This window comes from Aquimarina spongiae (assembly GCF_900141785.1).
Lineage (GTDB): Bacteria > Bacteroidota > Bacteroidia > Flavobacteriales > Flavobacteriaceae > Aquimarina > Aquimarina spongiae.
On record NZ_FQYP01000007.1, the window covers coordinates 123,705 to 138,861 of the forward strand.

General features: G+C 36.8%; 9 protein-coding genes and 1 tRNA gene. 5 read left to right on the forward strand and 5 right to left on the reverse strand.

Translation table 11 applies throughout. The features are described 5' to 3' along the window. Positions 1-8: 8 nt before the first annotated feature. The 5 genes from BUE24_RS16285 to BUE24_RS16305 form a co-directional block, all read right to left on the reverse strand. Positions 9-1,109 (reverse strand): DUF4407 domain-containing protein, encoded by a 1,101-nt coding sequence (locus BUE24_RS16285; protein ID WP_073318671.1) that lies wholly within the window; start codon positions 1,107-1,109, stop codon positions 9-11. A 120-nt stretch (positions 1,110-1,229) separates the two neighbouring features. Then, positions 1,230-3,167, reverse strand: coding sequence for a M56 family metallopeptidase (locus tag BUE24_RS16290; protein WP_073318007.1), 1,938 nt, complete (start codon positions 3,165-3,167; stop codon positions 1,230-1,232). Further along, positions 3,164-3,535 carry a BlaI/MecI/CopY family transcriptional regulator gene (locus BUE24_RS16295; protein WP_073318010.1) on the reverse strand — a complete coding sequence of 124 codons (372 nt, stop codon included), beginning with the start codon at positions 3,533-3,535 and terminating at the stop codon, positions 3,164-3,166. The genes BUE24_RS16290 and BUE24_RS16295 overlap by 4 nt, the downstream gene beginning before the upstream one ends. A 151-nt stretch (positions 3,536-3,686) precedes the next feature. Continuing rightward, positions 3,687-6,824, reverse strand: a complete 3,138-nt coding sequence (locus BUE24_RS16300) for a M43 family zinc metalloprotease (RefSeq protein WP_073318013.1) — start codon at positions 6,822-6,824, stop codon at positions 3,687-3,689. Positions 6,825-7,029: 205 nt separating this feature from the next. After that, positions 7,030-8,418: a dipeptidase gene (locus tag BUE24_RS16305; RefSeq protein WP_073318016.1), complete on the reverse strand. Its 1,389-nt coding sequence runs from the start codon at positions 8,416-8,418 to the stop codon at positions 7,030-7,032. Positions 8,419-8,571: 153 nt separating this feature from the next. Here BUE24_RS16305 and BUE24_RS16310 point away from each other — a divergent pair. The 5 genes from BUE24_RS16310 to BUE24_RS16330 all read left to right on the forward strand — a co-directional run bounded on the left by BUE24_RS16310 (position 8,572) and on the right by BUE24_RS16330 (position 15,142). Next, positions 8,572-8,653, forward strand: a tRNA-Leu gene (locus tag BUE24_RS16310). A 366-nt stretch (positions 8,654-9,019) separates the two neighbouring features. Continuing rightward, positions 9,020-10,972, forward strand: a complete 1,953-nt coding sequence (locus tag BUE24_RS16315) for a type IV secretory system conjugative DNA transfer family protein (RefSeq protein ID WP_073318019.1) — start codon at positions 9,020-9,022, stop codon at positions 10,970-10,972. 20 nt (positions 10,973-10,992) lie between these two features. Continuing rightward, on the forward strand, positions 10,993-11,532 hold the full coding sequence (locus BUE24_RS16320; RefSeq protein WP_073318022.1) for a M23 family metallopeptidase: 540 nt from the start codon (positions 10,993-10,995) through the stop codon (positions 11,530-11,532). A 9-nt stretch (positions 11,533-11,541) separates the two neighbouring features. Continuing rightward, the gene (gene traM / locus BUE24_RS16325; RefSeq protein ID WP_073318025.1) at positions 11,542-12,795 is read left to right on the forward strand and encodes a conjugative transposon protein TraM; all 1,254 of its coding nucleotides are present in this window, start codon (positions 11,542-11,544) and stop codon (positions 12,793-12,795) included. 1 nt (position 12,796) lies between these two features. Next, a complete protein-coding gene (locus BUE24_RS16330; RefSeq protein ID WP_073318028.1) occupies positions 12,797-15,142 on the forward strand; it encodes a TraG family conjugative transposon ATPase in 2,346 nt (781 codons plus the stop codon). Positions 15,143-15,157 lie beyond the last annotated feature (15 nt).

A 15,157-nucleotide genomic window follows, 5' to 3' on the forward strand; every position in this document is an offset into this window, starting at 1 on the left:
AGTTGTTTTTATAAAATTCCTGTTTGTTTTTTATAAAAAGCATCTTGCTGTTTTTTCATCATTTCTCTAGCCACTTTCTTTTTATAAGCATAAAGTTCTTCCTCTTCGGTAAGATCACCGTATACTCGATCATTGATATCAAAGTCTGTTTGTAATACCACAGCTCGCTGACCTTCTTTCTGCTCTACCCAGGTTCTTATTTCTCCCTCGGCATCTTGCAATTTAAAATCATATTCCCCCTTTGGAGATATCAGTTTGGCAAAAATCGGAGAAGTTTCGATAGCCAGGAACAATAAAAATATAAAGAATGAGGGCAACCATGGCAATTCATTAAGCGCGTTGATCCTTGCCATCAATCCATCAAAATTATCGATAATAGGTTGTGAGTTATCCACTTGAGTTTCGTACTCAGTAGCTAGCTGCACTTTTTGATTTTCTAGCGTAGCTATTTTCTCGGCGTTATTCTTTTTAAGTGCTACCAGTTCTTCTAGGGCAGCATCGTGCTTTTCTCTTTTTTCTTTATATACAGGGCCTTTACCTATGATTTCGGTTCCTTTTCGACCTTCGGCTTCTGCAATATAGGTTTCGTATAAGTCATTAACTTCAGTTTCCTTGGTCGCAATTTCTTCTTTTAGGGCTCCAATTTCCTGATCGATTCCATTAATCACCGGAGTGAATTGAGTTGCGATCTGTTCCTTGTTGGCAAGAGTATAATCATTCTTCTGCTCTAATAACACGCGATCTATTTCTTTCTCGAAAATTTTTAATTCCAAGGGTTTTGAAATGACAATGGCAATGATGATTGCCAAAATTATTCTGGGGGATGCCTGTAGCAGTTCATCCAAAAAGTTGTCCTTTTTTTTGATGGTGGATACTATGAATCTGTCCAGATTAAAGATTAACAATCCCCAAATCAGCCCAAAAAAGGCAGCAGTAAAATAATTATCAAAAACAGTATACAGTGCATAACTCGCAGCAATAGAAGCCATTACTGCGGTAAAAAAAACCGTAGCTCCTATACCAGCATACTTGTTTTGTTCTCCATTACTACAACTCTCTAAAATGGAAGTATCTGCTCCCGAGCATAAAATAAAAAATCTCTTTAACATCATCTAAGGGTTTTTTGATTGATACTAGGTATAACGCTGATTTATAAGTAAATGTTGCACAAAAAAACTCCCAAAAGGGAGTTAAAAATTATATGCGGCTACAAAAATAAATCAAGTGTTTTAGCGGTTATTATCTTTTCTGGCTTTGGATTTAGCTCTTTTCAACTCTTTTCTTGCCTTTTTACGAGCTTTTTCAGCTTCTTTACGAGCTTCTTCCAAAGATTTTCTGGCTTCAGCTCTTAATTGCTCTCGCTCTTTTGCTACCAGTTCTCTATCTTTCCTTACTTGCTCCATAGCCATTGCTCTTGCTTTTTCGGCTTCCTCTCTTGCCATCAAAGCCTGTTTCATGGCTTGTTCTCTTGCCTTTTCTGCCTGGAACATGGCTTCTTTTCTAGACTCCATAGCTTGTTTAATGGCACGTTCTCTTGCTCTTTCTGCATCTCGTTGTGCTTTCAACGCATGTTCCTGAGCAATCATAGCAGCTTTTCTAGCTTCTTCATGCGCCCGAATTCGCACTTCTTGTTGCTGTGCTCTTTCCCTTCGGACCATTTCTACTTGCGATTTAGCTCTTTCTCTTGATGCTTCCACAATTTCCCTGGCTCTTTCTGCTGCTTCTCTTGCTCTTTCAGCTATTTCTTCTCTGCTTACCATAGCTATTTCGTTAGCTTCTTCTATCTCTTGGACTCTTCTCTCTTCTTCTTCCTCAATTTCAGCCAACACCGCTTCTTCTACTTCATTATCTTCAAAAACCTGAGAATCTGAAGTTGGAGTTGGAGCTCCTGGAGGAGTTGGTGGTGCTGGTGCTCCACTACGTTTTATCCTTTTAGTCTCTTTTGGAGGTGGCGGAATCGCACTTGCTTCCCCTTTGCGTACTATTGGCGCAGGAGGTAATGGAGGGGCTGATGGAATTAGATCATGTTCTGGATTGGACCGATATAATCTAGTTTTTTTATACTCTCTGTTTATTGCCTCAATAAAATCATCATTAGCATTTTGTAATTTCACATCAAAATTAAACCCTTTCAGCTCTTCATCTTTCCATTGTTTGGTGGTATTATCAATAACCGTAGCAAAATTGGAGATACTAGTGGCCTTCCCGTTTACCGTGATTTGGTTTCCTGTTACTTTTATCTTTATTTGTTTATCAGAATCACTATCCTGAACGGTTTTGGAATAATTGACATTTCTTTGCTGGGCTACAATTTCATTAGTAAATAACAGCATACACCCAAACAAAAGGGGTAAAAGCAGCAACAGCTTTGTCGCTGCTTTGGTTCTAGAAAATTGTTGTGACATCATAACGATTCGTTTTTTGGTTAATGAATAATTGATTGAACTCGCTAGCACAGTGTGATTAGGACTGCTGTTATACCCAACGAGTAGGTCTATATATTTTATTATAGAATTTCCTTGATGCAATACGCTTTGGTCTGCCAGGAATTCATGATTTAGCTTTATTGCTCTTTTGATCCAATACCACATCGGGTTAAACCAAAATATGACTTGCATAATTTCAACAAATAGAATATCGAGTGTGTGTTTTTGTGCTACATGAGTTTGTTCATGTAACAATACTTCTTTCGGGATTTTGTTTTCTTTAAATGCTCTTCCTGGTACAAAAATGTAACTCCAAAAAGAATGAGGAACTACCGTATTACCCAATAAAACATGTATAAATGAAGGTGTTTTTAGTTGCTCATGAGTGGTAATTTTTTTGAACATCCTCCTCAAATTCAATAGGAATCTGGTACCAAAAATAAGAGCACCGATCCCATACAATGTCCATAATACAATAGGCCAATAATTAATAGAAGGTACTTCTTGTGGCACATCTTCCAGATAGACATACGATGTGGTAGGAGTAACAAGGGCTTCTTGATCAGCTACAACATCTACCGTATACGTAATAGTAATTAATGGGATCGTATATGCAAAAACTAAGCTGAACAAAAGGTAAAAACGTTTCAAAACGTGCATACTTTCTTTCTCCAGAAACCATCGGTAGAAAGCCCATAACAGCACTAAGCAAAGTGTAGATTTAAGGATATATGCTATCATTTTTTCTGTTTTTGAAGTTGTTGGTCAACAATCTTTTTGAGCTCTTCTAATTCTGAAGTTGATAAGTTCGTCTCTTCAGTGAAAAAAGAGGCAAACTGAGAAGCAGAATTATTGAAAAAATTCTTAATCAATCCATTAACATGCTTCGAAAAGTAATCGGTCTTTTTTACCAAAGGATAGTATTCTCTCGATTTTCCGTAGAGCGTATAATCTACAAAACCTTTATCCTTCATTCTTTTAAGCAATGTGGCTACGGTAGTCGTTGCCGGTTTAGGTTCGGGAAAAGCATCCAGCAAATCTTTCATAAATGCCTTTTCTAACTTCCATAAGTATTTCATCAGTTGTTCTTCGGCTTTGGATAATTGCATTGCTCTACTAAATTAGAATTAACTCTACAAATGTAGAATAAAAAATAATAAATACAAAAAAACTACCATCAAAACCTTGTAAAAAAATAGTAAACTATTGATTCTATAGAGGTTTTCAGGTAGTTTTAATTAAAAAACAAAACCTACCAAGTTATTGCTTGACTATCGGAAGTACTATATTGGAATTAGCCGATTTTATTTTTACAAAGTACGTCCCTGATTTTGTTATCTCTTTTCCAAACGATATTACACTTGGACTATTGGTATACATTCTGTCGAAAAGTTGTTGCCCCAAAATATTATAAACACTTATGAATAAAGATTCCCCATTTAGTTTGGATACATTTATTTGAACAGTATTGTTGAAAGGGTTAGGCGAAATGGTAATTTCATGCAGATCTTTATTCACCTCATCCATATTATTTCGGTTGAAAGATGTATTTACGGTTGTATAGATGCTTGTGTTGGGTTTTGTTTGATAAGCATAATCCAATATGGTGAAAGACAATCCATCATTTGAAACTATACCATGAAACCAACCATAGTGTGTATTTCCACTTATTAAGAATTCAAACCCTATAAATCCTGATTTTCCATTCCAATCCGAATACGAAGAAGAACTAATAATATAACTGTTCGGGTCATTTCTGAAATTACGTAGGTTTCCAATTTCTTGGCCTTCCTCTATTAGCGTAATATTACTGGTGCTCTCATTACAAACTACATCCTTGCCATAGGTAACCAAGCGAGCCGAGTTATTGGTATACCAAGCTCCATATCCATTGTCATCTCCTCGTTCTATTCTAAAGAAATCCCAGGTATTTGAAGGGCTGACAGACACATCCTCAATATCGACGTAGACTACTCCATCATCGTTGGCACATGGATCACATGATCCACCGCAATCTACCCCGGTTTCATCTCCATTCTGGATTCCATCATTACATGTAGCACCCGAGTCATCATTTACAAGAATACTATAATCCTCTACCTCACCCAGATAAGAGTCGATACCGCAAGGTGTAATTTTATCTTCAGATCCATATCCTATTCGAACTCTCATCCGCAACGTTGTATTGGAGATCACCCAAGAAGGAACATTTATGTTATTTATATATGGCCCTGGGCCATATTTCGAGAATATTCTTTCACCTGTATCAGTAAAATCTCCATCATTATTCCAATCTATCCATACTCCTACCGCATTATAGGTCCAATGTTCATTATTTACGTTTACACTTAATTCTGTTTGATCATTTTTTTTAATTGTGGTAGATAATGAAGTATAATCTGAATAAGGATTATGAGTACTACTGTTGTTGATTTCTCCAAAATTTACTTTGGTAATGTGTAAACTTGATCCTGCATTGGATGCCTCACAATACGTAATTGTTGTAGAACAGGGCTCACAGGATCCTCCACAATCTATTCCTGTTTCATCTCCATTTTGGATCCCATCATTACAGTTTGGTGTGGTACCTCCCCAAACTTTACTTCCGGCATTAATTGCTCCAAACGGTTCTGTACTATATGCATAGTCCAACAAGCTATATGAACTTCCATCTGGGGTTACCTGAATTCTAAACCACCCATAATTAGTTTTCCCAGGATATATCTCCAGTTGAAAACCAATGTAAGCTGTTTTTCCATCCCAAACCGTATACGAAGCATCTCTTATAACATGCAAATCTGGATAAGCGCCTCCTTCAACCCAATTACTTTCAGAAGATATCAATGTATTTTCTTCTATCGGGATTGGGTTTCTTGTTCCTGAATTACAGACTAATGCTTTTTGATAAGTTTCTAATTTCAGATCATTATTCTCGAAAAAAGTACCGAACGAATTACTATCTGCTCCTTCTATTCTGAAAAAAGTCCATGTCGTGCTTGCGTTTGCAGTATAATCTTCATTATCTACGTAAACCACTTGATAGGGATCATAATAAGAAAAGTAAAAGGAGACTTTATCTGTGTTCAAGGTATTAATCCCACCTGAAATGAGCCCATCTTTGAGAGTAATACTTCCCGCAGTATTATCAACTATTGCATGGTTATTTGCTTTTCCATTAAATTTTACGCTTAGCCTCGTATTATTAACAACCGTTATCGTGGGAGAATATCCAGACGGAAGTTCTGAAACATAATGAATTCCTTCTACCAAGGTTCCTGAACTTAAGGCAAAAGTGCCGCCTTCTATATTGATATCATAACTACTATCGACTAGTGCTCCTTCGTTTGATAAAGATTCTTCTACAGTATTGTTGTTTACAACCAATGCAGCACCATTTAGATTAACACCTGTAGCTGTCAGATTCTCAGGTTGCCACAAGGGTTTTCTTGTAGGGTGCTGTAATGCTGCCAGCATTCTATTGACCTGACCCTGGGTATACATTTTTGCACAGCCTGCTGCCGAATCGTATCCCATATAATTTTCATAATTGATTAAATTCCCACAATCAGTGGCACCAACTACGCAACCATCATCACCAGAATTTTCATCCTCTTTAGGAGTATCATCAACTTCATCTCCATTGGGATCATTACACCCTCCTTCGAAAGTATGTATTAAATTGAGCCAATGCCCAAACTCATGAGTAAACACCGACGCAAATTCTTTATCTGTATTCCCGTGTAGATATTGACCATTATATACTACCCGAGCAATATTTTGATCAGACATAGTGGTATTGGGATACCAGGCAACTCCTGAGTTATTTGAAACCCTATCACCGTATAGGTCACCAGTGATGTACACATTCATATATTTATAATTATCCCATCCATCTCTAGCCACAACAGGACTATTGTAATTACCCATTCCAGAAGCTTCCGGGTGAAAAATCACGCCATTGGTACTTCCTCCGTTTGGATCTATTTTTGCCAGTGCGAACCGAACATTTAGCATTGATTTTCTACCGTCAAAAAAGGGATCTATACTATTCCAATCATCATTGAGCCCATTAAAATCTCTATTGAGTGCATCTAAGGCTTCTTTTATGGTGTTATAATCTACCGTTTTCCCATGTTGGACGGTTCCATAAACATGAACAACAACTGGAATCGTATATGTCGTTGCAGCTTCTTTCAGAAGTGTTTTGCTATTAACAAACTTGTTTGTGAATTTATTAAAGTTTTCATGCTCGGATTTTGATTTTGGATTCATTGAAAAAATAAAATCGTTTACATCTTTTGCTTTACACTGCTTAGCATTTATAGCTTCCCGTTGTGCTAATAAAGAAGAGAAATAAAGGCATAGCAAAACCGTTAAAAAAAAGGCTTTAGTTTTCATAGTTGAGTTGATTTTGTGTTAGTTACGATAAAATTAAAGCTATCCTCGTACTTCTAATTATACTATACTAACTAAACGACATACTATATTATCCATCTTTGATGATTCGCTTAATCCAGCTCATGAAAATGGTCTAAAAACAAAAAATCCCAGTACAAAATTATGTACTGGGATTTTCTAAAACTTAGATTATTATTCTATTGATCTATTGACTCAGCTCCGTAAAATATTTATAAAACAACGGAATTGTTTCTATTCCTTTTAGATAGTTCCATACTCCAAAATGTTCGTTTGGAGAATGAATAGCATCACTATTCAAACCAAATCCCATCAAAATGGTTTTACTTTTTAGTTCTTTCTCGAACAGGGAAACGATTGGAATACTTCCTCCACTTCTTTGTGGAATCGGAGTAGTACCAAAAGTATCCTGATAGGCTTTACTCGCTGCTTGATAACCGATATTATCAATTGGGGTAACATATCCCTGGCCTCCATGGTGCGGAGTCACTTTTACGGTTACCGCTTCGGGTGCTATGCTTTCAAAGTGTTTTGCGAACAATTCGGTAATCTCTTCCCAATCCTGGTTAGGCACTAATCGCATCGAAATTTTGGCATAGGCTTTACTTGCAATAACCGTCTTGGCTCCTTCACCTGTATATCCTCCCCAAATTCCATTTACATCAAGTGTAGGGCGAATCGAGTTCCGCTCGTTTGTGGTATATCCCTCTTCACCATATACATCATTAATCGCTAATGCATTTTTATAAGCTTCGATAGAAAACGGCGCTTTGGCCATTTCGGCTCTTTCCTCTTTTGATAACTCTTCTACCTTGTCGTAAAACCCAGGTATGGTAATATGATTATTTTCATCATGTAACGAAGCAATCATTTTGGTCAACACATTGATCGGATTAGCCACAGCACCACCATATAATCCACTATGTAAATCCCGATTAGGTCCAGTAACCTCAACCTCAACATAACTTAATCCTCTTAAGCCAGTGGTTATCGACGGAACATCTTTTGCGATCATTCCTGTATCACTGATCAAAATAACATCATTGGCTAGTTTTTCTTGATTTCTCTCTACAAACCATCCCAAACTTTTACTACCCACTTCTTCTTCACCTTCAATCATGAACTTGACGTTACAAGGTAATTGATCAGTTTTGGTCATCAACTCTAATGCTTTTACATGCATATACATCTGCCCTTTATCATCACAAGAACCGCGAGCAAAAATTGCCCCTTCGGGATGGATATCTGTTGGTTTTATTACAGGTTCAAACGGAGGACTATCCCATAGATCTAATGGATCTGGTGGTTGCACATCATAATGACCATATACCAATACGGTCGGAAGCTTTTTATCGATTATTTTTTCTCCATATACGATAGGATATCCGGGAGTTTCACAAATCTCTACTTTATCACATCCTGCGTTTTCAAGACTATTTTTGATCTCCTGAGCAGTTTTTATCACATCCTTTTCGTATGCAGAATCTGCGCTAATCGATGGAATTTTAAGCAAGGCTAAAAGTTCGTCTATAAATCGATCTTTATGCTCTTGAACATATGAGTTTATATTTTGCATGAAATTGAGTTAATTAAGGCTTAAAAGTACTAAAACTTTATATTTTTTGAGAAGGTTGTTTTTATTTTAAAAGTATTGTTTATATTTGCACCCGCTTACTAATAAAAGTGAGACTTTTTGTACCGAGTCCTAAGGGGGTACAAAATTAAAAATGCGGGCGTGGTGGAATTGGTAGACACGCTAGACTTAGGATCTAGTGCCGCGAGGTGTGAGAGTTCGAGTCTCTCCGCCCGCACCGAAGAAAAGCTTCTCTTTATCGAGGAGCTTTTTTTATACCCAAAAGTTAAATACTGCTTAGGAGAGACGAGAAGTTTATCCTGAGCGCTTCGACTTTGCTCAGAGTGACACGAGGTACGAGCCGAAGAAAGTCTCTCCGCCTACACTACAACAGAAAGGCTGAATCAGTTGATTCGGTCTTTCTGTTTATACACATTCGACAAAAGTATCCATCACTTATTTATCTAAAAAATACATTTATAGATTGTAATAAACCACTTATCAACTCAATCGGACACTTACTCATTTTCACTACCTAGACCCCGTACATCTGGATTAATTTTACACCGTAAAACACTGACAACTAATATAATAATATTACATCATGAAAGACGGTAAACTATCCATAGACATCATCATCATCTTTGCTTTTGTAGTGTGCTTGGCGATGCTATCGGCTGATATTTATGGAAGTTATCTAGATTTCTTTGTAGACAAAGGATTAGTAAATAGTTACCTAAATAATATTCTGATTAGTATTTATAGTAAGGTACCTGTTTTACAGTCTTCGGTATTTACAAGATTCGTTTGTATTTTATTATTCGCCTTCGCTTCACTAGGATTTCAAGTCAAAAAGAAACCAGAGGGTAATCATCAGATCAAATATTACATCATTGGTCTAGCAATTGGGGTTATCATATTTGTTTTAACGCCTTCAATACCCACTCCAATTTTCCTAAACTTAGGACTTACCGTTGTTTCTTTTGTAGCGTTTATTTGGGGATTTATCAATTTCAGGAGGCATTTTGATTTCTATGGTCAAAAGGATGAGTTTAATGAGAAGAACCTCATCTTCAAGCAAGAAAAAGATGTGATGGAGAACCCGTATTCGGTGAACTTTAAGACGAGTAACGGAGTGGTAAACGTGGTGAATCCTTTTAGAGCTACTATGGTATTAGGAACTCCAGGTTCAGGAAAATCATACTCTGTTATAGAAGAATACATCAGACAGCATATTCAAAAGAAATTTACAATGCTGGTATATGATTTCAAATTCCCATCATTAGCCAAAGAAACCTATGCTTTTTTTCAATACTATAAACAACAATATGACATAGAACCCGATTTTAGTGTTATCTCACTGGATGATATCGAACGTTCTAACTTCGTAAACCCGATCAGTCCCGATTTGATCAATAAAGCGGCAGATGCGATTGAGGCAGCACAAACTGTATTATATAACCTCAACAAAGAGTGGATTACTCAAAAGGATTTCTTTGCACAATCCGCAATCTCTTACTTCGCTTCTTGTATCTATTTCTTAAAGATATATGAGGATGGTAAATACTGCACACTACCACATGCCATAACATTGGCTGCTTGTCCAGATGAAAAGGTCTTCAAAATATTTGGGGAGTATAAAGAGCTTAAATTCTTCATGACACCGTTTGCTGACGCACTCGAAAAAGAAGCATTTGAGCAGTTATCCGGACAAACCGCATCTGCCAGAATTCCGCTATCACAACTAGCCACCAAAGAATTATTCTGGGTAATGGGTAATAATGTGTATCCGGAACTAAATGTTCCTTTAGAAATCAACAATCCCAAGGAACCATCGATCATGATTCTGGCGAATTCGCCAGCTACCCAAACCACAAATTCACCAGCCTTAGGTCTGATTGCTACACAGATATTAAAAAAGATCAATCAGCAAAACAGACAACCCTGTTCTGTGATCATTGATGAGTTGCCTACCATGTATTTTATGGGATTAGACAACTTGATCGCAACGGCAAGATCCAACAAAATATCTACGACTATTGGGATGCAGGATCTAGAGCAATTAAAAAGAGACTATGGAGATAAAATCGCCGAAACCATCTTCAATATTGTAGGAAACATTTTTAGTGGATCGGTTAGAAGCGAAACAGCTACCAAACTACAAGAGGTATTTGGTAAGAAAAAGCAAAAAATGAAAAGTGTATCTGTAGATACCAGTGCTACCTCTTACAGCATTAGCGAAAACCTGGAATATGTAATGCCTGTAGCTACGCTTTCGCAATTATCTCAAGGAGAGTTTGTAGGGATAGTGGCCGACAACTTTGGAGAAGAGATTAATCGAAAAATATTCAGAGGGAAAATACAAATAGATAAACGTACGGATGCTATAAAAACAGCCATTCCAAAAGTATTGGATAAAGATGATGATGTGGATAGTTTAATGGATGGTAACTTCAACAGAATCGTAGAAGAGATAGATATCCTCGTAGCTACCGAACTATACAATATTGAGTTTGCTCAGGAAAACGAAACCAATACTGTATCTGAAACTACATAAAAAAACAAAGGAGAAAAAAGATGAAAAATTGTAAAGCAACATATGGTGTTTGCCTATTGCTACTCATGTTCTGTGTAGCTACGATAGCCGCACAAACTGCTACAGTAAAAAAGTATGAGAACATTCCGGTTTATTTCCCATTGGATAAGAATGATTTTGTAACTGTTTCTTCACCATATGGATTTCGGAACCATCCAATTCTTAAAGAAAACAGACTACATCAGGGTATCGATCTGGTAGCCACAAAGGGAAAGCCTGTGTATGCCGCTGCCAGCGGAACCGTAGAAAAGGCTGATTTTGTAAACGGTTATGGAAATCGAATTCTACTAGCTCACGGTGAAGAGATCAAAACACTGTATGGTCACCTATGGATTAAAATGGTAAAGAAAGGAGATACCATAAAACAAGGACAACTCATCGGTTTGGTTGGAGATACCGGAAGAGTAACCGGCCCACACCTGCACTATGAAATATGGCTTAAGGGGAAAAGAGTAGATCCACTGCTGGTTTGGAGAAGCTGGATCAAAAAAGAAGATAAGGAAATCGCAATGAATCAATAAAAAACAAAAATGGACAAAAACAAAAAAATAATAGCGACAGTTGTATTTGTAGCCTTTATGGCGCTGATAGGTGTTTTCATAAAAGTAGCTATCATGCCATCTGGTGAGTCAGATAAATCAGAAGCCAAAATCAATATTTTGACGCCAAAGGTTGATGACAAAAAAATTAAGAGAACTTCAAAAATTCAAAACTACGAAAAAGACAAATCCATTTTTGGACTCAATAAGGTAGTAAAAAACCTTAGTGATGTAGAAGATGCTGAAAAACAAGTTTACGTAGAAGAATCAATCATCAGAGGAATGGAAGATTCCCTGAATCCACAAGAATTAGAACAACAACAAAAATTATATCAAAACGATGCTTATGCTAGCGCTGCTAATCCGGCTTATAATCAAGCAACAAAATCTCGGAATACTCAAGAAGTTGAAGAGGTTTATATAGACGAAGAATTGCAAAGAATAATGGCTTTGCAAGATCAACTTATGGAGCAATCCAGAATGGCTGCACAATCCGACAATCCTGAAGAAAATCTAAGTGCTTTTGTGGATTCGTATAACCAAGTTGCTGCCGCTCACGGACAACCTTCTATGGAGATGAAATTTGAAAATGGCCAAACTGGTCTGGGAACAGGAGTTGGTGGAACTAACCCAGAAGATATTGCTAAAACTGCACAAATGGCAAGTGAACGAATGTCGAATGCTATTAAAGATAAGTTTACCGCAAAAAATCACTTTCAGGGAGCGGGATCTGCCAGAGGGGATGATAAAATCGTAGGATTAGTACCCGCAGAAACTGTAGACCAAGGGGTATTGGTAAATGGAAGTACCATAGCGATAAGAACCAAGAAAGATGTACGATTAAAAGAACCCGCCTTATACATTCCAAAAGGGTCGGTGGTTTATGGAAAAGTTAATCTTTCAACGAATAGATTAATGATCGACGTCAATAGCTACAAGGCCCATGATAAACTTTACCTATTGGATTTTAGTCTCTACGATTACGATGGACGAGAGGGGATTCATTTAGGCAATCGAACCTGGCCCAAAATTCCTTCCAAAGTAGCTAACGATGTATATGATTATGCTTATCAAAGAGGAACTCAAGCCGCAGCATTAGGTGGAAATAACAGCATTAATCTGGATGAGGCAAAAGACATCGCAATCCTATCTGCTGCCAAAGAAATAAGCACGGAGATATTCGATAAAAGAACAGTGTATATGCCCAAGAAATATCACTTATGGTTTAACATTAACACCCAGTAACATGAAGAACGACACACTAAATACCGTATTTCCGATATATGCTGTAGAGAACGATCTAATCGTATCCAAAAAGGGAGATATCAGCGTTGGGTACAAGTTAAAACTGCCACAAATATATTCTCTGGATATGGCTGCTATCGAAAGGATCAATCAACTATTTGACAAAATCATCAGGTCCTTACCAGAAGATACGATCATTCAAAAACAAGATTACTTCTTTGTCGATACCGTAAAAGAAGCTATTGCAAAAGGAGAGCACATGCTATCCCGAAGTGATAACAAGTTTTTCTACGAGAAACCCACGCTAAGTCATGAGTGTTACTTGTTTATCACCAAGGATTCGAAGAAGAAAATGAGTATCACCAGTAGTCCAAAACAATACGAGAAGTATATGGAAGAAGTAGATACTTTTCTAAAAACAGTGACTACCAGTATTTCTTTCTTGATAAAAGAAGAATTTTTTGAAGTCGAAAAGATGAAAACCGATTGTATGCTAGAGGTTATCGGAAAGTATTTTTCTTTATCTCCAAAAGGGAATCAAGCACTACAAGATATCTTCTTTGACAAAAAGCTTCAGGTAGGGAATAAAGTGGGAGAAATGTATGCCATCACTTCATACGATCAATTACCACTTACCATAGAGACGACAAAAAAGAATATTGATTTTTCTACCCAGAAAACAAATTTTCAGATTCCGTTTATCCAACCAGTATGCCTAGGATTAGAATGCAATCATATTTATAATCAGGTGATCTACATTAGTAGCTCTGACAGTATTTTTTCAAAACTAAAAACCAAACTCAACCAGTTTAAAAGTTTAGCCATTTTATCCAAAGAAAATGAAGTTACCTATGATCAAATTGATGAATTAGTAAGTACGGTGATTGAGAAAGAATTGAAATTCGTAAACCAACATTTCAATATCATTCTTTGGGATACTTCTGAAGAAAAACTAGAAAATCATAAAAACCAGTTAGAGAATTCCTTTAAAGAATTAGGGATTACTCCATACCAAATAAAATACGCTTTAAAAGATTTATACATCAATAATGCTCCTGGTGCATCGGTTTATATTCCGGAAAATTACAAATTCATTGGGATTTCTGAGCAAACCCCAGTATTCCTAAATTTTGAAAGTTATTATGAAGGAAATACCAACGGAATTTTATTAACCGACCGTAAAAACGGGGCTCCTGTACGATTAGATTTATGGAATGAACCCCTAAAAAGAGGACTTATTGTAAATCGTAATCGACTCATCTTTGGTCCTTCGGGTACGGGAAAATCATTCTTGATCAATCATATCGCCAGCCAGTATTATGAGCAAGGACATCATATCGTAATGATCGATATCGGTAACTCCTACAAGAAATTGTGTCAACTCGTAAACGGTCAATATTTTGCCTACGATTTGGATATGCCACTACAGTTTAATCCTTTTTATTTCCAGAGTTTAAGTGAAATAGATAACGAAAAAAAGGTATTCCTTACTTCTCTGATCTTGTTTTTATGGAAAGGTGATGATCCTCATATGAGAGAAGAAAAACAAATCATCGGGTTGTATCTGGACGCTTACTACGAAAGTTTTGAATCTGATAAAGACAAGTTTCCTTGTATGTCTTCTTTCTATGAGTTTGTAGATCAACATTCGGTAATGGATAATGAGGAGAAGTACTTTGACAAAACGAGTTTTCAGTTGTCACTAAGGGATTTTCATGATGGGAAATATAGTCAAATCCTAAACTCCAAAGATCAGATCGATTTGGTACAAGAACGATTTATAGTTTTTGAGATGGATAACATCAAAGATCATCCGGTTTTATTCCCACTGGTTACGATGCTGTGTATAGATGTGGTCATGGGAAAAATCAGAAAAATCCCTGAGATCAAGAAATCCATATTTATAGACGAGTGCTGGAAACCTATTTCTAAGGGAGAAATGGCACAATTCATCAAATACCTATACAAGACGGTAAGGAAATTTTACGGAGAGGTAGCTATTGCAACACAGGATGTAGAAGACATTTTGGACACACCTGCAGGGCCTGCCATGATTAACAATACAGATACGATGATTCTTCTTTCTCACAAAAAGAAGATGGCAACCAAGGATAAGTTCGCACAATATCTATCCTTCAGTGAGTCTGATCTTGAAAAACTATTCTCTACCGATAAAAGAGAAGTTTTTATCAAAGTGGGTAGTGTATCCAATGTATACAAAGTAACCGTATCACCAGAGCGATATGCCTGCTACTCCTCTAATGCAGATGAAAACAAATTCATCTACGATGTCTACAACAAGAAGAAAAATATGCAATTGGCATTACGAGAATTTGTAGAGAAATAATAAACAGTTTAAACG

Coding starts and splice junctions, on each gene's coding strand:
- BUE24_RS16285 (WP_073318671.1), bottom strand. CDS start 1,109: ATGTTAAAGAGATTTTTTATTTTATGCTCGGGAGCAGATACTTCCATT.
- BUE24_RS16290 (WP_073318007.1), bottom strand. CDS start 3,167: ATGATAGCATATATCCTTAAATCTACACTTTGCTTAGTGCTGTTATGG.
- BUE24_RS16295 (WP_073318010.1), bottom strand. CDS start 3,535: ATGCAATTATCCAAAGCCGAAGAACAACTGATGAAATACTTATGGAAG.
- BUE24_RS16300 (WP_073318013.1), bottom strand. CDS start 6,824: ATGAAAACTAAAGCCTTTTTTTTAACGGTTTTGCTATGCCTTTATTTC.
- BUE24_RS16305 (WP_073318016.1), bottom strand. CDS start 8,418: ATGCAAAATATAAACTCATATGTTCAAGAGCATAAAGATCGATTTATA.
- BUE24_RS16315 (WP_073318019.1), top strand. CDS start 9,020: ATGAAAGACGGTAAACTATCCATAGACATCATCATCATCTTTGCTTTT.
- BUE24_RS16320 (WP_073318022.1), top strand. CDS start 10,993: ATGAAAAATTGTAAAGCAACATATGGTGTTTGCCTATTGCTACTCATG.
- traM (WP_073318025.1), top strand. CDS start 11,542: ATGGACAAAAACAAAAAAATAATAGCGACAGTTGTATTTGTAGCCTTT.
- BUE24_RS16330 (WP_073318028.1), top strand. CDS start 12,797: ATGAAGAACGACACACTAAATACCGTATTTCCGATATATGCTGTAGAG.